Genomic DNA, 22,851 nt, shown 5'->3' on the forward strand with positions numbered 1-22,851 from the left:
ATGGGATTCAGGCGAAGCGGGACAGCGGAAGGCCCAGCCAGTCGAGCGCGGTGCCGTGGTAGAGCCGCGCACGTGCGGCTTCGTCGAGCTCGAGCGCGGCGATGCCCGCGCCGGGCTCCTGCTCGCCGAGCGGGAACGGGTAGTCGGTGCCCAGCATCACGCGGTCGACGCCGCAGGTGTCGAGCAGGTATTCGAGCGCACGCGGATCGGCGACCCACGAATCGAAGAAGAATCGCGACAGGTAGTCGCGCGGATTGCGCGGGTTGTCGGTGGCGACGAGGTCGGGACGCATGTTGAAGCCATGCTCGATGCGACCGATCGTGTACGGAAACGAGCCGCCACCATGGGCGAGGCAGATCTTCAGCTTCGGCAAGCGCTCCAGCACGCCGCCGAAGATCAGGCAGCACGCGGCGCGCGACTGCTCCGCTGGCATGCCGACGAGCCACGGCAGCCAGTACTTGGGCATCGACTCGGTGCCCATCATGTCCCACGGGTGCACGAGGATGGCGGCGCCGAGTTCGGACGCGGCCTCGAAGAATTCGAACAGCTCCGGCGCGTCGAGGTTCCAGTCGCCGATGTGGCTGCCGATCTGCACGCCCTGCAGGCCGAGCTGATCCATGCAGCGCTCGAGTTCCTGCACCGCAAGGCGCGGCGATTGCAGCGGCACGGTGCCGATGCCGGCGTAGTTGCGCGGATAGTCGTTGACCGTCTGCGCCATGTGGTCGTTGAGCGCCTGATGCAGCTCCAGAGCGTGCTGCGGTTTCGCCCAGTAGCTGAACATCACCGGCACGGTGCTGATCACCTGCACCTGCACACCGAATCGCGCGTAGTCGTCGATGCGCTCCTGCGGATCCCAGGTCTTGCTGAAGATCTCGCGGAAGAACTTGCCGTCCTTGTAGATGCGATGGCGGCCGTCGTCGGTGTGGTGGATCACCGGGAAGCGGGCGTCACCGTACTTGCGCGCAAGGTCGGGCCAGTCGCGCGGCAGGTAGTGCGCGTGTGTGTCGATCTTGAGCATGCGTCAGGTGATGTCCGCTTCGGAGGTCGCTTGCAGCTCGTAGCGGCTGGGCCGCGGATTGAGGTGCCCGCAGTTCTTGCAGGTGCGCAAATCGTCGTCGCGATAGAAGCGTTCGAACACGCGGAAGAAATCCTGCTCGATGTCCACGAGGTGGAAGAACTCCTCGTACACCTTCGCGTTGCAGCGTTCGCAGAACCACATCAGCGCGTCGTCCTCGTCTGCAAGACGACGACGTTCGATCACCAGCCCGACGCCGCCCGCGCTGCGCTGCGGGCTGTGCGGCACGCGCGGCGGCAGGTAGAACATTTCACCCGCGCGGATCGGGATGTCGCGCACCGCGCCGTCTTCCTGGATGCGCAGCACCATCTCGCCTTCGAGTTGGTAGAAGAACTCCGGGCCTTCCTCGAAGTGGTAATCCGTACGCGCGTTCGGCCCGCCGACGATCATGACGATGTAGTCGCCATCGACGATGCACTTGTTGCCGACGGGCGGCTTGAGCAACTCGCGATGCTCGTCCACCCACTTCTGCAGGTTCAGCGCGTCCGGCAGTTTCACGACTTCAGCACCGCCACGCACTTCATCTCCACGGCGATCGGCGTCGGAAGGTAACTCACGCCGACAGTGGTGCGGCACGGCGCGTTCTCGGGGTTGGGAAAGTATTCCGCCCAGATCTCGTTGAACACGCGGAAGTCGTGCGGAAGGTCGGTGAGATAGACGGTGACGTCGATGAGGTCGTCGAGCTTGGCGCCCGCCGCATCGAGCACGTTGCGCACGTTGCGGAACACCGCGCGGCACTGCGCTTCGATGTCGTAGCTCATCAGCTTGCCTTCGGTGTCGCGCACGTCGCCGCTGACCTGGTTGGTGTCCGGGTCCCGCGGGCCGATGCCCGACAACAGCAGCATGTTGCCGACGCGGCGTGCATGCGGGTAGCTGCCGACGGGACGCGGCGCGTTGTCCTTCAGGATGATGCTGTCGCTCATGCGGTTCGCTCCGGGGATTCGATGTGGGCCAGCGCGCGTTCGTACGCGTCGGCGAGTGGCGTCGTGCGGTCGACATGCAGGCCGAGGTCGCGTACCAGGCCGTCCTCGAGTCGATAGCACCACGCGTGCACGGTGACGTCCTGACCACGCGACCAGGCGTCCTGCAGGATCGACGTACGCGCGACGTTGACCACCTGTTCGAGGACATTCAGTTCGCACAGCCGGTCGTGCATGGCGTGTTCGTCGCCCAGCGGCTGCAGATGCGCCTGGTGCTTCTCCGCGACGTCGGCGACGTGCCGCACCCAATTGTCGGCCAGCCCCAGTCGCCGCTGCGTCAGCGCGGCGTGCACGCCGCCGCAACCGTAATGCCCGACCACCAGGATGTGCCGCACCTTCAGCACGTCCACCGCGAACTGCAGCACCGACAGGCAGTTCAGGTCGGTGTGCACGACGACGTTGGCGATGTTGCGATGGACGAACACCTCGCCCGGCGCCATGTCGATGATCTGGTTCGCCGGAACGCGCGAATCCGAACAGCCGATCCACAGGAATTCCGGCGCCTGCTGTTGCGACAGGCGGCCGAAGAAGCCGGGGTCTTCGCGCTCGATGCGGGCGGCCCAATCCTTGTTGCGGGCCAGCAGGTCGTCGAGGGTTTCCGTCACTCGCAGTTCTCCAGGCAGATGCCGACATTCTTGGGTTCGGTGAAAAAGCGCATCGCTTCCCAGCCGCCTTCGCGACCGAGCCCCGATGCGCCCGCGCCGCCGAACGGCGTGCGCAGGTCGCGTTGCATCCATGTATTGATCCAGACCATGCCGACGCGCAGCGCCGCGGCGAGACGATGCGCACGGCCCAGATCGCGCGTCCATACCGACGCCGAAAGCCCGTAGTCGCCGCAGTTCGCGAGGGACAGCGCGTGCGCTTCGTCGTCGAACGCCTGCAGCGTGACCACCGGGCCGAAGATCTCCTCGCGATTGGTCGCGCAGTCCGCGCCGAGGCCGTCGATCACCGTCGGCTCCAGATACCAACCCGGTCGATCGACGCGATGTCCGCCGCAGAGCAGGCGTCCGCCTTCGTCGACGGCGCGCTGGATCGCTGCGGTCACCTTATCGAAATGTGCTTCCGACACCAGCGGGCCCATGTCGCTGTCGGTGTCGATCGGATCACCGATGCGGAGCGTTCGTGCGCGTTCGACGAAGGCGTCGACGAACTCGTCGTGGATCGAACGTTCGACCAGCATGCGCGACCCGCAGAGGCAGATCTGCCCGGTGTTCTGGAATGCCGAGCGCACCAGAAGGTCGAGGTGCTCGCGCCACGGGCTGTCGGCGAAGACGATCGTCGCGTTCTTGCCGCCGAGTTCCAGCGAAACCTTTTTGAGCAGCGGCGATGCGATACCGGCGATGCGCTGACCGACCGCGGTGCTGCCGGTGAACGTGACCGCCTTGACGTCCGCATGCGAAACCAGCGGTTCGCCTACGTCCGGCCCGCGGCCGTGCACGATGTTGAGCACGCCTGCAGGCAAACCGATTTCGCCGCAGAGCTCACCGAGCAGCGTCGCCGTCCACGGTGTGATTTCCGACGGCTTGGCGACCACCGTATTGCCCGCCGCCAGCGCCGGCGCGATCTTCCAGGTGAGCAGGTAGAGCGGCAGGTTCCAAGGCGAGATCGCTGCGACGACGCCGAGTGGCGATCGCAGCGTGTAGTTCAGCCCGGCCTCGCCGTGGTGCGACTCGCTCGCGAACTGTGTGGCGGCATGGGCGAAGAATCGGAAGTTGGAGATCGCGCGCGGGATTTCGATGGCGCGCGTCAGGCGCAGCGGTTTGCCGGCGTCGCGGGACTCGGCCGTCGCGAAGGTCTCGAGTTTTGCTTCGATGGCGTTGGCGAGCTTCTCCAGCCACTCGGCACGCTCGCTGTTGCGAAGTGCGGCCCAGGCGGGCGCCGCGCGCTTGGCCGCACCGACCGCCGCTTCCACGTCGGCCGCATCGCCGGCGGCGACCTCGGCCACGACGCGGCCGCTGGCCGGTTCGTGCACGTCGAGCCAACGGTCCGCGCGAGGCGGAACGGACTGCCCGTCGATCCAGTGATTCAGTCGCATGCCGACAGCTTAACGGACGCGCCTTCGCGGCCCGTTGCGATCAGATCGACTGCATGCGGCCACCATCGACGGCGAGGCTCACACCGTTGACGTAACCGGCCGCCGGCGAGCACAGGAAGGCGATGACCGACGCGACTTCGGCCGCTTCGGCGAAGCGGGCCGCGGGCACGGCGCGACGCATGCCGTCGGCGACCTCGTCCTCGCTCTGGCCGGTTGCCTTCGAGCGGTCGGCGAGGATTTGCGTCAGACGTGCGGTCTTGGTGTAGCCGGGCAGCACGTTGTTGACGGTGATGCCGTCGGCCGCGAGTTCGCGCGACAACGTCTTCGCCCAGCTGGCCACCGCGCCGCGCACCGTGTTCGAGACGCCGAGGTTCGGGATCGGCTCGCGCACCGATGTCGAAATGATGTTGACGATGCGGCCCCACGCCGCGCCTTTCATGCCGGCGACAACCGCCTGCACCAGCGTCTGGTTGGCGAGCAGGTGGCGTGTGAACGCGTCGCGGAAGGCATCGAGCGTGGCGGTATGCGCGGGCCCGCCCGGCGGGCCGCCGGTGTTGTCGATGAGGATGTGCACGGGCTTGCCGGACACCACGCCTTCGACCTTCGCGCGCAAGCCGTCGAGATCGCTGACATCTGCTGCGATCCAGCCGTGCGCCTGTGCACCGCGAGCGGGTAGGGCGTCGGCAACCTGTTGCAGCACTTCAGGGCGACGCGACAGCAGTGTCACGTCGGCGCCCAGCAGCGCGAGTTCGTGCGCCGTTGCGCGGCCGATGCCTTCGGAGGCACCGCAGACGAGCGCGTGGCGGCCAGTGAGGTCGAGATCCATGGATCAGGCTCCTTCTTGCATCGAGTCGAGAGTGGCGCGCATCCACGCGGCGACATCGCGATCGCCGGCGTCGTCGGACGACGCGAGGCGATCGATCACCGCGTGGCGGTTGGCGAGCGGATGGTTCTGGCTGAGCTTGGCCTTCAACTCGACGCGGTCGACGGTGATGCGCAGGCCGACGATGCCGCGCAGTTGCACGCGCTCGGCAGGATCGTTCGCGTCGTAGCGCCAGTCGCCGCCGACGCGCGATTCGTGCACGTCGCCGAGCTGGGTCAACAGATCGCCAAGCGCGTCCTCATCGTCGAACCACTCGAGCGCGCCGCTCAGATGGGCGACTACGTAATTCCAGGTGGGTACGCGCGCCTGCTCGGCCTTGTCCGTGTACCAGGTCGGCGACACGTAGGCGTGCGGGCCCCGGAGCATGACGAGCGCGCGGCCGCGATGACGCGTCTGCGGATTCGGCCGTGCGAGGTGACCGCGCAGCACGATCGAATCGCCGTCGCGTGCATACAGCATCGGCAAGTGCGAGAGAGTCGGCGTGCCGTCGTCGACGGTGATCAGCGTTGCGAACGGATGCGCCGCCGCGAGCGCGTCGAGTCGCGAGAGATCGCGCTCGTCGAAGGCTCGCGGTAGGTAGAGCGTCACTGGCGTCGCGGCAGCTTGACGATCATCTGCGGACGCAGCGCGTCGTCGCTGGTGCCGCGTGGCGGCGTGAGTGCGTCGAGGTCGAAGCCGCGCATGTCGGCATCGTCGGCATCGAGACCTTCGAGCGAGACGAACTCGGCGTCCATCAACGCGGCGCGCGCGCTGTCCTCGCTGTCGTAGGGCAGGGTGGCGCCGTCGCAATCCAGCACCTCTGCGGTGCCGGCTTCCAGCACGCGCAGGCGCGCCCAGATCAGCGTGCCGCCCGCGGTTGCGAGCCACCATTGGTCCTGCGACATCGTCATGCTCCCATCCAGTACGACACCAGCCACAGCAGCCACGCGAGCAGCAGGCCGACGATGATCGTCAGTAGCGAGATGCGCGCGGGCCCTGCGAGGCCGGTCAGGTTGCGATCCGGCATGCCGCGATAACGACCAAGCAGCAGCCATTTCCACGCGCTCAGGCGGAAAAACGCATTCGGCCCGAGCTGGTCGGCGAGCTCGGGATGCCGATCGCGGATATGCACGAGCGCCAGCGGCCAGAAGATCACCAGCGCACTCGCGCCGGCGATCGCCGTCGCGACGAAGCACAGGGCGAGGAACAGGATCATCAGTAGTCGGCCTGGCCCGGCGCGCGCGGGTAGGGGATGGCGTCGCGGATGTTCGACAGGCCGCAGACGTAGACGACGAGGCGCTCGAAGCCCAGCCCGAAGCCCGCGTGCGGCACCGTGCCGTAGCGACGGAAATCGCGATACCAGCCGTAGTGCTCGCCGTCGAGGCCGAACTGCGCCATGCGCTTGTCGAGCATGTCCAGACGCTCTTCGCGCTGGCTGCCGCCGATAATTTCGCCGATGCCCGGCGCGAGCACGTCCATCGCGGCGACCGTCTTTCCGTCGTCGTTGAGGCGCATGTAGAACGCCTTGATGTGCTCGGGATAGTTCATGACGACGACGGGGCGGCCGACGTGCTGCTCGGTCAGCCAGCGCTCGTGCTCGGTCTGCAGGTCCAGGCCCCATTCGACCGGGAACTCGAACTTCTCGCCGGACTTCTGCAGCAGCGTGATCGCGTCGGAGTACTCGATGCGCTCGAACGGCGCGTTGACGAACGCTTCGAGACGCGTGATCGCATCCTTCTGCACGCGCTCGGCGATGAACGCGAGGTCGTCCGCGCGCTCCGCGAGCACGGCGCGGAACAGGTACTTGAGGAAGCGCTCGGCGAGGTCGGCGTTGTCGTTGAGATCGGCGAACGCGATCTCCGGCTCGATCATCCAGAACTCGGCCAGGTGGCGCGTGGTGTGCGAGTTCTCGGCGCGGAACGTCGGGCCGAAGGTGTAGACCTTGCTGAGCGCGAGGCAGTACGCCTCGACGTTGAGCTGGCCCGACACCGTGAGGAATGCTTCCTTGCCGAAGAAGTCGCGGCTGAAATCGACCGCGCCCTTGCCGTCGCGCGGGAGATTCGCCATGTCGAGCGTCGACACGCGGAACATCTGGCCCGCGCCTTCGGCATCGGACGTCGTGACGATCGGCGTCGAGATCCAGTAGAAGCCGTTCTCGTGGAAGAAGCGGTGCACCGCCTGCGCCAGCGTGTTGCGGATGCGCGTGACCGCGCCGAACAGGTTGGTGCGCGGGCGCAGGTGCGCGACTTCGCGCAGGAACTCGAGCGAATGCGCCTTGGGCTGGATCGGATAGGTCTCGGGATCTTCGACCCAGCCGACCACTTCCATCTCGGTCGCCTGCAGCTCGAACGCCTGGCCCTGGCCCTGCGACTGCACGACCTTGCCCGTGGCGATCACCGCGCAACCGGCGGTCAGCCGCTTCACCTCGGACTCGTAATTGGCGAGGTCGGCCGGTGCCACCACTTGGATCGGCGCGAAGCACGAGCCGTCGCTGACGTTGACGAAGCTCAGCCCCGCCTTGGAATCGCGCCGCGTGCGGACCCAGCCGCGCACCGTGACTTCGCCACCTGCCGGCACCTTGCCCGCGAGCACCTGCTCGACGCTCATGATCGTCATGCGCTGACCGTCCGTCCTGATCTTGATTTACGGGCCGGTCGGCCCGACGTGGGACGCAGAGTTTACGTGCTGTTGCAGGGCCTTTGCGGCCAGCTGCCTATACTCGTCCCGCACGATCCGCCGCACTGGAGTCTTCATGGCCGTCTCGCTCGCCCCCGCCGCCCTCGACCGCGTCCGCCGCTACCTCAGCGAGACGCCCGATGCGCTGGGCCTGCGTTTCGGCGTCAAGAAGACCGGTTGCTCGGGCTGGCAGTACGTCGCCGACCTCGCGAAGGCATCGAGCAACGACGACCGCATCTTCCTGCAGGACGACGTGCGCATCTACGTCGACCAGGCCAGCCTCGCGATCGTCGACGGCACCGAGATCGACCTCGTGCGTCAGAAGCTCGGCGAGCAGTTCGTGTTCCGCAATCCGAACGTGCGCGGCGAATGCGGTTGCGGCGAGAGCTTCACCACCGCCGACGACGTCTGATCCGCGACCGGCGCACGGGCGGCGCGTCGACAAGCGGCGCTAGACTCGCGCGATCCCGCCCGGAGTCCGCCCGATGCTTCGTCCGCTGCTGCTCGCCGTCGCGCTGTCGACGTTGATTCCTGTCGTTTCGAGTGCTGCACCCGCGCCCGCACCGGCAGTGACGAACGCCGCGACCACGGCGTTGCATCGGTTCTTCGACGAGCAGTGGGAGCGCTACCTGCGCGAGAACCCCGAGCTCGCCACGACCGAGGGTGACACCCGTTACAACGATCGGTGGATCGACGCGAGCCTCCAGTCGTTCGCGCGTATCGAGGCCGAGGATCGTGATGCGCTCGCGCAGTTGAAGGCGATCGACCGCAGCGCGCTCTCCGACGCCGATCGCGTCAACTACGACGTCTACCTCTGGAGCGCCCAGCACGCGGTCGATCGCCAGCGCTTCGAGGAATGGATGATGCCGGTGACGCAGCTGGGTGGCATCCAGAGTGTCGACGGCATCGTCGAGTACATGCAGTTCCGCAGCGTCAAGGACTATCAGGACTGGCTCAAGCGCCTCGACGCACTGCCGACGCTCATCGAGCAGAACGAGGTGATTCTGCGCGCAGGCATGAAGGCCGGCCGCACGCCGCCGCGCGTGTTGATGCAGCGCGTGAGCACGCAATTGCAGTCGCAACTGGTCGACGACGTCACCAAGAGCCGGTTCTACTCGCCCTTCCTCAAGTTTCCGGATTCGGTTCCCGCCGCGGAGCGCGAACGCCTGCAGTCGCAGGCCAAGGACGTCATCGCACGCAAGATCATCCCGGCGTACCGCGAATTCGCGACGTTCTTCGACAAGGAATACATCCCGGCTACGCGCACGAGCACGGCAGCTACGGATCTGCCCGATGGCCGCGCGTACTACGACTTCCTCGCTGGCTACTTCACCACGACCAACCTGACCGCGGACCAGATCCACGAGATCGGCTTGAAGGAAGTCGCGCGCATCCGCGGCGAGATGGAGAAGGTGAAGGCGGAAGTCGGCTTCAAGGGCGACATGCAGGCGTTCTTCCAGTACCTCCGCACCGATCCGAAGTTCTTCAAGAAGACGCCCGACGACCTGTTCGAGGCGTACGCGGCGACGGCGAAGCGCATCGACCCCGAACTGGTGAAGGTCTTCCGCACGATTCCACGACTGCCCTACGGCGTGCGCCCGATCCCCGACGCGGTCGCGCCGGATCAGACCACCGCCTACTACCAGCCCGGCGCGTCCGACGGCAGCCGGCCGGGCTTCTACTACGTCAACCTCTACAAGCCCGAGACGCGGCCGACCTGGGAGATGGTCCCGCTGTCGCTGCACGAGTCGGTGCCAGGCCACCATTTCCAGTTCGCCCGGGCGCTGGAGCTGCCGGATGCGCCGATGTTCCGCCGCACGGCCTACTTCATCGCCTACAGCGAAGGCTGGGGCCTGTACGCCGAGCGCCTGGGCTACGACATGGGCCTCTACAACGACCCCTACGACCGCATGGGTCAGCTGGCCTACGACATGTGGCGCGCAGTGCGGCTGGTGGTCGACACCGGCATGCACGCCAAGGGTTGGAGCCGCGACCGGGCCATCCAGTACTTCATGGATAACTCGCCCAAGACCCGGCAGGACGTGGTCAACGAGATCGACCGCTACATCAGCTGGCCGGGGCAGGCGCTGGGCTACAAGATCGGCCAGATGAAGATCTCCGAGCTGCGCGCGAAGGCGGCCCGCGAGCTGGGCGACCGCTTCGACCTGCGCGACTACAACGACGCCGTGCTCGAGACCGGCTCGGTGCCGCTATCGGTGCTGGAGACCCACATCGACGAGTGGATCGCCGCCCGCAAGCAGGCGCCGGTCGCGGCCACTCGCTGAACCCGCCGGTCGCCCGAAACCGGCCCGCCGGTTTCACGCGGTTTGCACGTAACCCATTGAGCTGACATAATTTCCGGCTCCGCGGCCGTTGGTCGCGGCGACCTTGCTCCACTGCTGCTGCACGCAGGGAGCTGCCCGGCGCCACGCGCCGTATCCACAAGGAAACGAAAATGCGTCATTACGAAGTCGTGTTCCTGGTCCATCCGGACCAGAGCGAGCAGGTCCCGGCGATGATCGAGCGCTACAAGTCGCTGATCGAAACCGCGGAAGGCAAGATCCACCGTCTGGAAGACTGGGGCCGCCGCCAGCTGGCGTACCCGATCCAGAACCTGGTCAAGGCTCACTATGTGCTGCTCAACATCGAGGCCTCGCAGGCCACGATGAACGAGCTGGTCGACAGCTTCCGCTTCAACGACGCCGTGCTCCGCCACCTCGTCATGAAGCGCGACGGTGCGGACACCGAGCAGTCGCTGATCATGAAGTTCAAGGACGAGAAGGGTGACAAGGGCGAGCGTGGCGATCGCCGCCGCCGTGACGACGATGGCGACGGTGCACCCGCTGCCGACGCCTCCGACACCGCCGAAGCCGCCTAAGGAATCCGACCCATGTCCAAGTTCTTCCGTCGCCGCAAGTTCTGCAAGTTCACGGCCGAAGGTATCAAGGAGATCGATTACAAGGATCTCAATACCCTTCGCCAGTACCTCACCGAGACCGGCAAGATCGTCCCGAGCCGCGTCACCGGTACCAAGTCGAAGTACCAGCGCCAGCTGGCCACGGCGGTCAAGCGCGCCCGTTTCCTGGCGCTGATCCCGTACACCGACAACCACAACGCGTAAGTACGCGTCGTTCGTAGGGAGTCCGCGTCAACACGCGGGCTCTTCGACGAAGCACCGCGACTTTTTCCATTCGGACAGCGATCCGCTGTGGCGGTGACCGGCAGACGCCTCGCCGCCACTAACGAATACGGAGCATCACCATGCAGCTCATTCTTCTCCAGAACGTGACCAACCTCGGCCGCCTCGGCGACAAGGTCAACGTCAAGCCGGGTTACGGCCGCAACTTCCTCGTCCCGCAGGGCAAGGCCACTCCGGCCACCGCGTCGAACCTGGCCGACTTCGAGGCGCGCCGCGCCGAGTTCGAAGCCAAGGCCAAGGCGCAGCTCGAGGGCGCCGAAGCCCGCCGCGCCGCGCTGGAAGGCGCCGAGGTCACGATCGCCGCCAACGCTTCGCCGGAAGGCAAGCTGTTCGGCTCGGTCACGCCGCGCGACATCGCCGAGCAGCTGTCCAAGCTCGGCCACAAGGTCGACAAGTCGGAAGTGGTGCTGGGCGAAGGCCCGTTCCGCCGCACCGGCGAGTACGACGTCATCGTGCGCATGCACGCCGACGTCGAGCAGACCGTCAAGGTGATCGTGGTCGGCGAACAGGCCTGATCCACGCGTCATCGCGACAAGCCGAAGGGCGCCTCCGGGCGCCCTTCGTCGTTTCCGGCCGCGCAAGACAGCGTCTGCGTGGCGCGAATCCGGACGGTGTCGACAGCCGATTCGTGATCGCACTCCACGAGACAGCGCCGTGCGACAACGGCTGCGACTTATCCCGACTTACCCACAGACTTATCTGCAACGGACGCAGGCTTCCGCTGGCTAGGATGCGGCGGGGAACATCGCGCCGCGAACGCGGCAGAGAGCAGCAACGACGATGAGTGCACGCGCCGGCTTCCGCAACGAAAAGCGCTTCGAGACGCGCGCCGAGCAACGCGTCGACCAGTTGAGGGTGCCGCCGCAGTCCGTCGAGGCCGAGCAGGCCGTGCTCGGTGGCCTGATGCTCGCGCCGGACGCCTACGACCGCGTCGCCGACCAGCTCAGCGACGGCGATTTCTACCGTCGTGACCATCAGCTCATCTATCGCGCGATCCGCGAGCTGGCGGAGAAGAACCGTCCTTTCGACGCGGTGACGCTCGGCGAATGGTTCGAGTCGATGGGGCAGTCGGAAACGGTTGCCGGTGGCGCGTATCTGATCGAACTCGCAAGCACTACGCCGTCGGCCGCGAACATCGCCGCGTATGCGGAGATCGTGCGCGACAAGGCAATCCTGCGGCAGCTGATCGAAGTCGGCACCGACGTCGTCAACAACGCGTTCCAGCCGGACGGCCGCGAGAGCGGCGAGATCCTCGAGGAAGCCGAACGCGAAGTGCTGGCGATCTCGCAGGCCAACCGCACGGGACGCGAGGACTTCACGCCGGTCACCAAGGCGCTGTCGGAAGCGTTCGACGAACTGCAGACGCGCTATGCGAACGGCAGCGGCGTCACCGGGCTGCCCACGGGCTATACCGAGTTCGATGAACTCACCGCCGGTCTGCAGAAGACCGACCTGATCATCCTTGCCGCGCGTCCGGCGATGGGCAAGACCACGCTCGCGCTCAACATCGCCGAGTTCGCCGCGTTCAAGAGCCGCCTGCCGGTCGCGGTGTTCTCGATGGAAATGTCGGCGTCGCAGCTCGCGATGCGCTTGATCTCGTCGGTGGGTCGCGTCAACGCGCAGCGCCTGCGTACCGGTCAGCTGGAAGACGAGGACTGGAGCCGCGTCACCGGCGCGATCCGTCAGCTGCGCGAAGCCAAGGTGTTCATCGACGATGAGCCGGGCCTGTCGCCGGTGAAGCTGTCGTCGAAGGCGCGTCGCCTCAAGCGCGAGCACGGCCTCGGCCTGATCGTCATCGACTACCTGCAGCTGATGTCGGTGCCAGGCAACAACGAGAACCGCGCGACCGAAATCTCCGAGATCTCGCGCTCGTTGAAGGGCCTGGCGAAGGAGCTCGGCGTGCCGATCATCGCGCTGTCGCAGCTCAACCGATCGCTGGAAACGCGTACCGACAAGCGGCCGGTGATGGCAGACCTTCGCGAATCGGGCGCGATCGAGCAGGACGCCGACATGATCGTCTTCATCTACCGCGACGATTACTACAACAAGGAAAATTCGCCGGATAAGGGCCTTGCCGAAGTCATCATCGGCAAGCAGCGAAGCGGCCCGACCGGCTCCTTCAAGCTGAAGTTCTTTGGCGAGTACACCCGCTTCGACAACCTTTCACACGACTCGATCGGTTCGTTCGAATAATTTCGCGGGGTGGAGCGCATCCCCCTCGACTCCGAAGCCCTGAGCAGCGTCGGTTATGACCCGGCGCGTCAGGTGCTGGAGATCGAATTCACCAGCGGCAGCGTCTACCAGTACTTCGAAGTGCCCGAGCAGGAAGTGCTGCGGATGATGCGGGCCGGCTCGCGCGGCCACTATTTCAGCGAGCGCGTGCGCGACCGCTACCGCTTCGAGCAGGTGCACTGACGCCGCCTTAGAATGCGCGGATGGCACGACCGACCTCCGCGACCATCCACGTCGACGCCCTGCGTCACAACCTCGGCCAGGTGCGCGCCCGCGCGCCGCGCAGCCGGGTGATGGCGGTGGTGAAGGCCGACGGCTACGGCCACGGCCTCGAGCGTGTGGCGCGTGCGCTGGCCGGCGCCGATGCGTTCGGCGTCGCCGCGTTGTCCGATGCAGAGCGCCTGCGTGCTGCGGGCATTTCGCAGCCGATCCTGCTTCTCTCGGGCTTCGACGAACCTTCGGACATCGAACGCCTGCGTGGCTTGAACGTGTGGACGACGGTGCATCACGTCTCGCAGCTCGAAATGCTCGAACAGGCCGCGCCCGGTGAGCCGATCGATTGCTGGCTCAAGCTCGACAGCGGCATGCATCGCCTCGGTTTCGCGCCAGATGCTTTTCGCGCCGCGTATCAGCGGCTGATGTCCATGCGCGGTGGCGCCGTCGGCAACGTCGTGCTGATGAACCACTTCGCGGCGTCCGACGATTTCGCGGACAGCCCATCGCGCGGCGCGCAGACACGTGAGCAGATGGACGTGTTCCGCGCGGTCACCGCCGATCTCGACGGCGCGCGGTCGCTCGCGAACTCCGCAGCGGTGCTCGGTTGGCCGGATGCGCACGACGACTGGGTGCGTCCCGGCGGCGCGCTTTATGGCATTTCCGTGGTCGACGGCCGCACCGGCGAAGACTTCGGCCTGCGTCCCGCAATGACGCTGTCGACGCGCCTCATCGCGGTGAATCGCGTCTGCAAGGGCGGCCGCATTGGCTACGCCGGCACGTGGGAATGCCCGGAAGACATGGACGTAGGCGTCGCGGCCATCGGCTATGGCGACGGCTATCCACGCGCGGCGCCCGCAGGCACCCCCGTTCTCGTTGGCGGCCATCGGACGCAGGTGATCGGGCGCATTTCGATGGACCTGATGACGATCGACCTGCGCGGCGTTCCCGAAGCACGCGTTGGCGATCCGGTGACTTTGTGGGGTCCGGAGTTGCCCGTCGAAACCATCGCGGCATCGGCCGGCACCATCGGTTACGAGCTGACCTGTTCGATCACGCGACGCGTACGTTTCCTCGAACGCTGACGCCATGCCCGTCGCGATCGTCTGGTTCCGGAACGACCTGCGGCTCGACGACAACCCGGCGTTGCAGGCCGCGATCGATGGCGGCTTCGATGTGGTGCCCGTCTACATCCATGACCCGGACGGCGAGGGCGAGTGGGTGCCCGGTGCAGCCTCGAATGCATGGCGCGCACGATCGCTGCAATCGCTGGACGACGCATTGCATCGGCACGGCAACGCGCTGCGATTCTTTCTCGGGCATGCAGGCCCGACACTCGCCGGCATCGCTGCCGCGACCGGTGCGGAAGCCGTGTTCTGGAATCGTCGCTACGAACCTGCGGTCGAAGCGCGCGATGCACGCATCAAGCGCGAACTGCGCGAGCAGGCGCTGCAGGTCGAAAGCTTCAACGGTGCTCTGCTGTTCGAACCGTGGACGCTGAAGACGGGGAAGGGCGGGCCGTATCGCGTATTCACGCCGTTCTATCGCGCCGCGCTCGCGCACTGGGCGCCGACGTCGCCGCAGGATGCACCCGACCGCATTCCGCACAGTGACGACGGCCCGGCGGGCGTGCTGATCGACCAGCTTCGCCTCACGCCGGAGCGAACCTGGGACGGCGGCTTCTGGTCGCACTGGACACCGGGTGAGGCCGGCGCGCGCGAAGCGCTCGAAGCGTTCGTCGATGGCGCGTTGCACGGCTATGTCGAAGGACGCGATCGGCCGGATCGAATCGGCACGTCGCGACTGTCGCCGCATCTGCATTTCGGTGAGATCGCGGTCTGGCGCGTGGTGCATGCGATCGAAGCGCAGCGTGGTCGCGTTCCGGATGCGCAGATCGACGCCTTCCTGCGTCAACTCGTCTGGCGCGAATTCGCAACGCATCTTCTGCATCATTTCCCGCATACGCCCGATCGCGATCTCGACGAACGCTTCGCGTCGTTCGACTGGGCCAAGCAGACGCGGTCGAGCCTGGACCGCTGGCGTCGCGGACGCACCGGCGTGCCAATCGTCGATGCGGGCATGCGCGAGCTGTGGGCGACAGGCTGGATGCACAACCGCGTGCGCATGATCGTCGCGAGCTACCTGTGCAAGCACATGCGCGTGCATTGGCGCACGGGCGCGGAGTGGTTCCGTGACACGCTGGTCGACGCCGATCTCGCCAACAACACGATGGGTTGGCAGTGGGTTGCGGGCACGGGTGCGGACGCAGCGCCGTACTTCCGCGTGTTCAATCCGGTGACGCAGGCCGAGCGTTTCGACCCGCGCGGTGAGTACGTCGCACAGTGGCTTCCGGAGCTCGCATCGATTCCTGTGCCGTTGCGTCATGCACCGTGGCGCAACCCGGAACTTCTCGCGCGCGTTGCGCCTTCGTATCCGAGAACACCACTCGTCGACCTTGCGAAAGGTCGTGACGACGCGCTCCTCGCATACCGGAAATCACGCGATGCACGACGCGGTGACGACTAATACCTCTGGACGCTGAACGAGCGTGCTCTTCCTCACCTGTCGGTGACGATGGCGCACCTAGCGTGGCCACGCCAAAGCCTAGAGGGCCACTCCATGAAGACTGCTTCCACGTTCGTTCTTACCGCGCTGATCGGCGCGATGGTCGCCGGTTGCGCGACGAATCCGAATTCCTACAGCACCAACCCCGATACCAATGACCGCACGCGCAACGGTGCGCTGATCGGCGCAGCAGTCGGCGCCGTCGCCGGCGTTCTGAGCGGTGACGATGCGGTCGAACGCCGCCAGCGTGCGCTCGTCGGTGCAGGCGTCGGCGCACTCGCCGGCGGTGCCGTCGGCAACTATCAGGACCGCCAGGAACGCGCGCTGCGCGACAGCCTGCAGGGCACCGGCGTCGGCGTGACGCGTCAGGGCGACAACATCGTGCTGACCATGCCCGATGCAATTACGTTCGGTACGAACAGCTCGGCGCTGCAGTCGCAGTTCCGTCCGGTACTGGACAACCTGGCGAGCACGCTGACGCAGTACAACCAAACGGTCATCAATGTCGCCGGTCACACCGACCAGCGCGGCGATGCCAGCTACAATCTCAACCTGTCGCAGCAGCGCGCCGAATCGGTGGCCGGCTACCTGACGACGCGCGGCGTGACGCGTGACCGCATGGTCGTCGTCGGCCGCGGTGAAACGCAGCTGCTGTGCACCGAGAACACGGAATCGTGCTGGTCGCGCAATCGCCGCGTCGAAATCACGCTGGTGCCGCTGCGCCAGGGCTGATCGAACAGATCGGGCGGGGGAAGGCGGGGTGCTTCGGCGCCCCGCCTTTCTTTTTGGCGGTCCAGAAACAAGCCGCGTTGAGGTCACGCGCGACCGGCCGTACTCGCGTAGCTGCGTCGATTGTGAATGGCGATGCCGGCGCGGCCGACGCGTCACGTCAGGTGAGACGGCATCGCCTTACCGTCGCCCTGCGCCTTTGTCGGTGCGCTGACGCTCCACCGCCTACGGTCGCTCCATGTCATCCGATCTCGTCGTCCTCCGCCGCGAAGGGCTGTATTGCCCGCAGGGCGACTTCTACATCGACCCGTGGAAACCCGTCGAACGTGCAGTGATCACCCACGGCCATGGCGACCACGCGCGCCCGGGCAACGCCGAGTACTTCGCCGCACGCGACGGCCTGCCGATCCTGCGGTGGCGTCTGGGCGAGCAGGCGTACCGCACGTTCGAGTACGGCGAATCATTCGAGATCGGCCATGCGCGCGTGTCGTTCCATTCGGCGGGCCATGTGCTCGGCTCGGCGCAGGTGCGCATCGAGGCGGACGGGCAGGTGTGGGTGGCGTCCGGCGACTACAAACGCCAGCACGACCCGACCTGCGCGCCGTTCGAGGTCGTCGACTGCGACACCTTCATCACCGAGGCGACGTTCGGTCTGCCGATCTATCGCTGGCCCGATACCAGCGATGTCGCGCGTGAGATCGTCGAGTGGCGCGACCACTGCGCGTCACGCGGTGAAGCCGCAGTGCTGCTCTGCTACGCGCTCGGCAAGGCGCAGCGTGTTCTCGCGGAACTCGCGATGTGGACCGATCGCCCGGTGTTCGTGCACGGCGCTGTCGCCGCCGGCGTGCAGGTCTATCGCGACGCCGGCATCCGCATGGTCGAGACGTTGCCCGTTTCCGAAACAGCGAAGGGTGCCGAGTTCGCAGGCGAACTGGTGATCGCACCGCCGTCCGCGGCAGGTAGTCCGTGGATGCGACGGTTCCGTCGTGCGCAGACGGGTTTCGCGTCAGGCTGGATGCGCGTGCGTGGCAATCGCCGGCGTCGGAACTACGACCGCGGCTTCGTCGTCTCCGATCACGCCGACTGGCCGGATCTGATGCGCACCATCCGCGAAACCGGTGCGAGCCGCGTCATCGCCACGCATGGCAATACCGACGCGATCATCCGCGCGCTCATCGAAGAAGGTATCGCGGCCGAAGCCTTCGCCACCGACTACGGCGGTGAAGCCGAATGAAGCGCTTCGCCGCCCTGTACACCGAACTCGATCGCAGCACCGCGACGCTCGACAAGCGCGCGGCGCTGATCGCGTATTTCCGCGATGCGCCGCCCGAAGACGCGGTCTGGGCGCTGTGGCTGTTGTCCGGCGGCAAGCTCACCAAGATCGCCAACACGCGCGAACTGCGCGAATGGCTGACGCAGGAGGCCGGCATGCCGGAATGGCTGTTCGAGGACAGCCATGCGCACGTCGGCGATCTCGCGGAGACATTGACGCTGTTGTTCGACGACCCGCCGAAGGGCGTCGTCGATATTCCGCTGCATGACTGGATCACCAAGCGGTTGATCCCGGTGGCAGGGCGCGACCCGGTATTGCGTCGGGCCGCAGTCGTCGATGGTTGGAAATCGCTGTGCGCCGACGAGCGACTCGCCTTCAACAAGATGCTGACCGGTGCGCTGCGTGTCGGCGTGTCGCAGCGACTGGTGCAGCAGGCGCTCGCCGAGATGTCGGGCGTCGACATCGCCCGCATCGCGCAACGCATGCTCGGCAACTGGGCGCCGACGCCGGACTTTCTGCGCGACCTGCTCAATCCCGAAGAATTGCCGGGCGATCGCGAACAGCCTTATCCGTTCTTTCTGGCATCTCCGCTCGAAGCGGAAGCCGAAAGCCTCGGCGCCATCGAGGACTGGTTGCTCGAATGGAAGTGGGACGGCATCCGCCTGCAGCTGATCCGGCGCGGCCCGGAGATCGCGCTGTGGTCACGCGGCGAAGAACGGCTGGACGGACGCTTTCCGGAGATCGAAGACGCCGCGACGCTGCTTCCGCGCGACTGCGTCATCGACGGTGAACTCATGGCGTGGCGCGCAGGCGATGAGCAGCCGATGCCGTTCACCGCACTGCAGACGCGGATTCAGCGTCGCAAGCCAGGTCCAAAGACGCTCGCCGACACGCCGGTCTGCGTACTCGCCTACGACCTGCTTGAACTTAACGGTCGCGACCTGCGTGAGGTTCCGCTCGCCGAGCGACGACTCATGCTCGATGACCTGCTGTCATCCACGAACGACCCGCGGATCGTTCCATCGCCCGTGGTCGATGCGGGTGACTGGACGGAAGCGCTGTCGCTACGCGAAGCCGCGCGCGAACGCGGTGTCGAGGGGTTGATGCTCAAGCGTCGTTCGTCGACATATCAGGTGGGTCGTCGTCGCGGTGACTGGTGGAAGTGGAAGATCGATCCGCTCAACATCGACGCCGTGCTGATCTACGCGCAGTCGGGGCACGGTCGACGCAGCACGCTGTTTACCGATTACACGTTCGGTCTATGGGATGGCGACGCACTGGTGCCGGTCGCGAAGGCGTATTCGGGGCTCGACGACAAGGAGATCCTCGCTCTGGATCGCTGGATCCGCGCGCACACGGTCGAACGCTTTGGGCCTGTGCGGTCGGTCGAAGCGGTACATGTGTTCGAACTCGGCTTCGAAGCAGTGAACAAGTCCAGCCGGCACAAGTCGGGAATCGCCGTGCGCTTCCCGCGCATCCTCCGCTGGCGTCAGGACAAGACACCACGCGACGCCGACAAGCTCGACACGCTGCGAGCGCTGGCGCGATGAGCGGCTGGTTGTTGAAGGGCCTGATGCCGCCCGACGGCGAGGACGACCCGTACGCGGCGTATCCCGAGCGGCCCGACCCGGATGCGCCGCGGCAGACGGTGGAATCGATACGTCGCGAGAAGTCGCGGCGCGCCGCCTCCGAGCGACGTCGCGCAGAAGCGCAGGCGCGAGCAGAACGCCTGCGCGAGCGCGAGCAACAGACCGCAGAGGCCGATGCGATCTGCGCACTCGAAGGTGTCATCGACCTGCCGTCGCGAGTTAGGCCTGCGCGACATTCGAAATCCCACGACCCCGAGCAGGTGCTGGCCGACTGGTTCGCCAGCCGCGGCTGGTCGCCGGCGCCGTTCCAGCGTGATGTCTGGACGCGCTATCTGCGCGGCGACAGCGGGCTGCTGCATACGCCGACGGGCAGTGGCAAGACGTTAGCCGCGTTCGGCGGCCCGTTGATCGAGGCCATCGCAGACGTGCGGGGCGGGGCAGTCGCGAACGAGAAGACGCGCGACCTCAAGGTGCTGTGGATCACGCCGCTGCGTGCGCTCGCCACCGACACGCTGCGCGCGCTCCGCGAACCCGCCGATGCGCTGGGCCTCGACTGGGCGATCGGCCTGCGCACGGGCGACGCGAGCGCGCGCGACAAGAAGCTCGCTCGTGACGGCCGGCTGGATGCGCTGGTGACGACGCCGGAGTCGCTCGCCCTGTTGCTGTCGTATCCGGAAACCGCCGAACGGCTGGCGTCGCTTCGCTGCGTCGTCGTCGACGAATGGCACGAGCTACTGGGCACCAAGCGCGGCGTACTGCTGCAGCTGTGCTTGGCGCGGGTGCGCGCGTTGTCGCCGAAGCTGCGCATCTGGGGGCTGTCCGCCACGCTCGGCAATCTCGACCAAGCGCGCGAGGTACTGCTTCCACACGTGCCGGACTCGGTGGTGGTGTCCGGTGCGACACCACGCGCCGTCACGCTCGAAACGTTGTTGCCCGACGCGGGCGAACGTTTTCCGTGGGCGGGACATCTCGGCCTCGCGCAACTCTCGCGCGTCGCCGATCGCATCTTCGAAGCACGCACCAGCCTGCTGTTCACCAACACGCGCGCCTTCGCCGAGCTCTGGCATCAGGCGCTGCAGGCGGTGTGGCCGGAAGATCCGGCGACGCTCGCGCTGCATCACGGCTCGCTCGATCCCAGCATACGCGCCGAAGTCGAAGCCGGGCTGCGCGACGGCAGCGTGCGCTGCGTGGTCGCGACGTCGAGCCTAGATCTCGGCGTCGACTTTCCCGCGGTCGACCAGGTGTTCCAGCTCGGCAGCCCCAAGGGGACCGCGCGCCTGCTGCAGCGCGCTGGCCGCGCGAAGCATCGTCCCGGCGAATCTGGTCACGTGGTCTGCGTGCCGACGCACATGCTGGAACTCGTCGAGTTCGCCGCGGTGCGCGAAGCGGTGACGGCCGGCGAGGTCGAGGCACGCCGCCCACCTCGTATGAGCCTCGACGTTCTCGCGCAGCACTGCGTGACGCTCGCGCTCGGCGGCGGATTCGATGCGGACGAACTGCTGCAGGAAGTTCGTGGCACGCATGCGTTCGCCGGACTGGCCGACGAAGCCTGGCAGTCGGTGCTCGACTTCATCGTGCAGGGCGGCCGCGCGCTCGAGCATTACCCGGACTTCCAACGCGTCGTGCGCGATGAGAACGGCCGCTACTTGGTCGACGATCGGCGCGTGGCGCTGCGTCATCGCCTGTCGATCGGCACGATCACCAGCGAAGGCAGCGTCGCGGTCAAGCTCGTGCGAGGCGGCACGCTGGGTGCGGTGGAGGAGAGTTTCGTCGCACGACTCAAGCCGGGCGATCGCTTCCTGTTCTCCGGCCGCATGTTGCAGCTGGTGCGCATGGAAGCGATGACCGCGCTCGTGAAGCGCGCACCGGCCGGCGAAGGGCAGGTGCCGCAGTGGACGGGCATCAAGCAGCCGCTGTCGATGGAACTCGCGGCGCGCGTGGAACGCCTACTCGCGCGACCGGTCGACGTTCCGGAGATGCGCGCCGTCGCCGGCCTGCTCGAACTGCAGTCGCGCATTTCTTCGTTGCCGCGCGCGGGACAGCTACTGGTCGAATGGACGAAGACGCGCGAAGGCACACAGCTGTTCGTGTTCCCGTTCGCCGGTCGGCTTGCGAACGAAGGACTCGCGGCGCTGGTATCGCTGCGATGGGGGCGTCTCGAACCCAACACGTTCGGTTACGCCGCGAACGATTACGGCTTCGTGCTGAAGCCCGCGAACGAGCCAGGCATTGACGAAGAGCTGCTGCATGACCTGATGTCGCCCGAGCGCTTGTTCGAAGACCTGCGCGAAAGTCTCAACCTCGGCGAGCTCGCACGTCGACAGTTCCGTGAGATCGCGCGCATCGCGGGCCTGCTGCCGCCAACGGTGCCCGGCCGCCCGCAGAAGAGCATGCGTCAGCTGCAGGCATCGAGCGGACTGCTCTATGACGTGCTGCAACGTTACGACCCGCACCACATGCTGCTGGAACTCGCCGAGCGCGAGGTGTTCGCCGGGCAACTCGAAGTGCAGCGCCTGCAACGCGTGCTTGACGACTGCGCATCGCGCGAAGTGATGTTGTTGCGCCCTCGCGGTCTGACGCCTCTAGCGTTCCCGCTCTGGGCGGAAGGTCTGCGCGGCCAGCTCAGTAGCGAGGATTGGAAGACGCGGGTGCAGCGCGCGGCGAGTCGACTGGAGAAACGTCATGGCCGCTGACCACGGGCTATGGGTCGACGCCGACATTGCCGGCGAAGCGACGCAACTTCTCGCCGCACGCGCCTTGTATTGGCCGCGCATGCGTCGGCTGTTCCTGTCCGATCTCCACCTCGGTAAGGCGGACGTGTTCCGTCGCGCCGGAATCGGGCTGCCGCGCGGCGGCACGATGGGCGATCTGCGTCGCCTCGCGGATGCCATCGCGCTCACCGGTGCAACGTCGGTCTGGATCCTTGGCGACGTCGTGCACGGCGCAGTCAACGACAGCGCATGGCTGCAGGACTGGGCGACGTGGCGCGAGGCGCATCCGCAGGTCGAGGTCGCGGCGCTGACCGGCAACCACGACCGCGCGCTGGCCGATGCCGGCCTCGACGTCGAACTGCTGGGCGACGCGTTCGACGTCGGCCCATTCGCGCTGCGCCACGAGCCGGGGGAGGTCGCGGGGCTGCATGTCCTGAGCGGCCATCTGCACCCGTGCGTGGGAATCGCCGAGCTGGGGCCGCGACGCTGGCCTGTCTTCTGGCTGCAGCCCGGCATCACGGTTCTGCCCGCGTTCTCGGAATTCACCGGCGGCTGCCAGGTCGATGCATCGCGTGCGGACGGGCTGGTCGTCTGCGCCGCCGGAACGGCCGCGTGGATCCGCCGTCCGGCACCCGCTGAATACGCACACAGCCGCCGTCGATCGAAAGGTTGAGACGGAGGCATTGGGGCCTATACTGGTCCCGTCAGCGAT

Annotated in this window: 24 protein-coding genes; 14 read left to right on the plus strand and 10 right to left on the minus strand. The window is 66.6% G+C overall.

Going from position 1 to position 22,851, the window contains the following annotated elements:
* Nucleotides 1-7: 7 nt before the first annotated feature.
* Genes ACVWZN_RS04380 through asnS form a run of 10 tightly spaced genes read right to left on the minus strand, consistent with a single transcriptional unit; the run spans nt 8 to nt 7,568 of the window.
* The gene (locus ACVWZN_RS04380) at nt 8-1,018 is read right to left on the minus strand and encodes an amidohydrolase family protein (protein ID WP_456952764.1); all 1,011 of its coding nucleotides are present in this window, start codon (nt 1,016-1,018) and stop codon (nt 8-10) included.
* A 3-nt stretch (nt 1,019-1,021) separates the two neighbouring features.
* Nucleotides 1,022-1,573, minus strand: a complete 552-nt coding sequence (locus tag ACVWZN_RS04385) for a 3-hydroxyanthranilate 3,4-dioxygenase (RefSeq protein WP_456952765.1) — start codon at nt 1,571-1,573, stop codon at nt 1,022-1,024.
* Nucleotides 1,570-1,998: a RidA family protein gene (locus ACVWZN_RS04390; protein WP_027083052.1), complete on the minus strand. Its 429-nt coding sequence runs from the start codon at nt 1,996-1,998 to the stop codon at nt 1,570-1,572. Before ACVWZN_RS04390 ends, ACVWZN_RS04385 begins: the two co-directional genes overlap by 4 nt.
* The gene (gene can, locus ACVWZN_RS04395) at nt 1,995-2,660 is read right to left on the minus strand and encodes a carbonate dehydratase (protein ID WP_456952766.1); all 666 of its coding nucleotides are present in this window, start codon (nt 2,658-2,660) and stop codon (nt 1,995-1,997) included. Before can ends, ACVWZN_RS04390 begins: the two co-directional genes overlap by 4 nt.
* Nucleotides 2,657-4,090 (minus strand): aldehyde dehydrogenase, encoded by a 1,434-nt coding sequence (locus ACVWZN_RS04400; RefSeq protein WP_456952767.1) that lies wholly within the window; start codon nt 4,088-4,090, stop codon nt 2,657-2,659. The genes can and ACVWZN_RS04400 overlap by 4 nt, the downstream gene beginning before the upstream one ends.
* A 40-nt stretch (nt 4,091-4,130) precedes the next feature.
* Nucleotides 4,131-4,916: an SDR family oxidoreductase gene (locus ACVWZN_RS04405; protein WP_456952768.1), complete on the minus strand. Its 786-nt coding sequence runs from the start codon at nt 4,914-4,916 to the stop codon at nt 4,131-4,133.
* A gap of 3 nt (nt 4,917-4,919) precedes the next feature.
* On the minus strand, nt 4,920-5,561 hold the full coding sequence (locus tag ACVWZN_RS04410) for an FMN-binding negative transcriptional regulator (protein WP_456952769.1): 642 nt from the start codon (nt 5,559-5,561) through the stop codon (nt 4,920-4,922).
* Nucleotides 5,558-5,863, minus strand: coding sequence for a hypothetical protein (locus ACVWZN_RS04415; RefSeq protein ID WP_456952770.1), 306 nt, complete (start codon nt 5,861-5,863; stop codon nt 5,558-5,560). Before ACVWZN_RS04415 ends, ACVWZN_RS04410 begins: the two co-directional genes overlap by 4 nt.
* Complete coding sequence (locus ACVWZN_RS04420; protein WP_456952771.1) at nt 5,860-6,168, minus strand: hypothetical protein; 309 nt, start codon at nt 6,166-6,168, stop codon at nt 5,860-5,862. The genes ACVWZN_RS04415 and ACVWZN_RS04420 overlap by 4 nt, the downstream gene beginning before the upstream one ends.
* Complete coding sequence (gene asnS, locus ACVWZN_RS04425) at nt 6,168-7,568, minus strand: asparagine--tRNA ligase (protein ID WP_456952772.1); 1,401 nt, start codon at nt 7,566-7,568, stop codon at nt 6,168-6,170. The genes ACVWZN_RS04420 and asnS overlap by 1 nt, the downstream gene beginning before the upstream one ends.
* Nucleotides 7,569-7,704: 136 nt before the next feature.
* On the opposite strand from asnS, the gene ACVWZN_RS04430 reads away from it, so the two are divergent.
* The 14 genes from ACVWZN_RS04430 (at nt 7,705) to pdeM (ending at nt 22,812) form a co-directional block, all read left to right on the plus strand.
* Nucleotides 7,705-8,040, plus strand: coding sequence for a HesB/IscA family protein (locus ACVWZN_RS04430; protein ID WP_027083060.1), 336 nt, complete (start codon nt 7,705-7,707; stop codon nt 8,038-8,040).
* Between the two features lie 73 nt (nt 8,041-8,113).
* Nucleotides 8,114-9,913, plus strand: a complete 1,800-nt coding sequence (locus tag ACVWZN_RS04435) for a DUF885 domain-containing protein (protein WP_456952773.1) — start codon at nt 8,114-8,116, stop codon at nt 9,911-9,913.
* A gap of 170 nt (nt 9,914-10,083) precedes the next feature.
* Complete coding sequence (gene rpsF / locus ACVWZN_RS04440) at nt 10,084-10,506, plus strand: 30S ribosomal protein S6 (protein WP_027083062.1); 423 nt, start codon at nt 10,084-10,086, stop codon at nt 10,504-10,506.
* Nucleotides 10,507-10,518: 12 nt separating this feature from the next.
* A complete protein-coding gene (gene rpsR / locus ACVWZN_RS04445; protein ID WP_027083063.1) occupies nt 10,519-10,749 on the plus strand; it encodes a 30S ribosomal protein S18 in 231 nt (76 codons plus the stop codon).
* Nucleotides 10,750-10,889: 140 nt separating this feature from the next.
* Entirely contained in the window at nt 10,890-11,342 is a 453-nt protein-coding gene (gene rplI / locus ACVWZN_RS04450; protein WP_027083064.1) for a 50S ribosomal protein L9, read from the plus strand.
* Nucleotides 11,343-11,607: 265 nt separating this feature from the next.
* A complete protein-coding gene (locus ACVWZN_RS04455) occupies nt 11,608-13,020 on the plus strand; it encodes a replicative DNA helicase (RefSeq protein WP_027083065.1) in 1,413 nt (470 codons plus the stop codon).
* A 9-nt stretch (nt 13,021-13,029) separates the two neighbouring features.
* The gene (locus ACVWZN_RS04460; RefSeq protein WP_456952774.1) at nt 13,030-13,242 is read left to right on the plus strand and encodes a KTSC domain-containing protein; all 213 of its coding nucleotides are present in this window, start codon (nt 13,030-13,032) and stop codon (nt 13,240-13,242) included.
* Nucleotides 13,243-13,262: 20 nt separating this feature from the next.
* Nucleotides 13,263-14,357: an alanine racemase gene (gene alr / locus ACVWZN_RS04465; RefSeq protein WP_456952775.1), complete on the plus strand. Its 1,095-nt coding sequence runs from the start codon at nt 13,263-13,265 to the stop codon at nt 14,355-14,357.
* Between the two features lie 4 nt (nt 14,358-14,361).
* The gene (locus tag ACVWZN_RS04470) at nt 14,362-15,798 is read left to right on the plus strand and encodes a cryptochrome/photolyase family protein (RefSeq protein WP_456952776.1); all 1,437 of its coding nucleotides are present in this window, start codon (nt 14,362-14,364) and stop codon (nt 15,796-15,798) included.
* 93 nt (nt 15,799-15,891) lie between these two features.
* On the plus strand, nt 15,892-16,569 hold the full coding sequence (locus ACVWZN_RS04475) for an OmpA family protein (protein ID WP_027083069.1): 678 nt from the start codon (nt 15,892-15,894) through the stop codon (nt 16,567-16,569).
* Nucleotides 16,570-16,804: 235 nt separating this feature from the next.
* Nucleotides 16,805-17,800 (plus strand): ligase-associated DNA damage response exonuclease, encoded by a 996-nt coding sequence (locus ACVWZN_RS04480; RefSeq protein WP_456952777.1) that lies wholly within the window; start codon nt 16,805-16,807, stop codon nt 17,798-17,800.
* A complete protein-coding gene (locus tag ACVWZN_RS04485) occupies nt 17,797-19,389 on the plus strand; it encodes an ATP-dependent DNA ligase (protein WP_456952778.1) in 1,593 nt (530 codons plus the stop codon). The genes ACVWZN_RS04480 and ACVWZN_RS04485 overlap by 4 nt, the downstream gene beginning before the upstream one ends.
* Nucleotides 19,386-22,121: a ligase-associated DNA damage response DEXH box helicase gene (locus tag ACVWZN_RS04490; protein WP_456952779.1), complete on the plus strand. Its 2,736-nt coding sequence runs from the start codon at nt 19,386-19,388 to the stop codon at nt 22,119-22,121. The genes ACVWZN_RS04485 and ACVWZN_RS04490 overlap by 4 nt, the downstream gene beginning before the upstream one ends.
* The gene (gene pdeM / locus ACVWZN_RS04495; RefSeq protein ID WP_456952780.1) at nt 22,111-22,812 is read left to right on the plus strand and encodes a ligase-associated DNA damage response endonuclease PdeM; all 702 of its coding nucleotides are present in this window, start codon (nt 22,111-22,113) and stop codon (nt 22,810-22,812) included. Before ACVWZN_RS04490 ends, pdeM begins: the two co-directional genes overlap by 11 nt.
* The last annotated feature ends 39 nt before the right edge of the window (nt 22,813-22,851 follow it).

It is taken from the genome of Lysobacter sp. HA35, assembly GCF_054061195.1.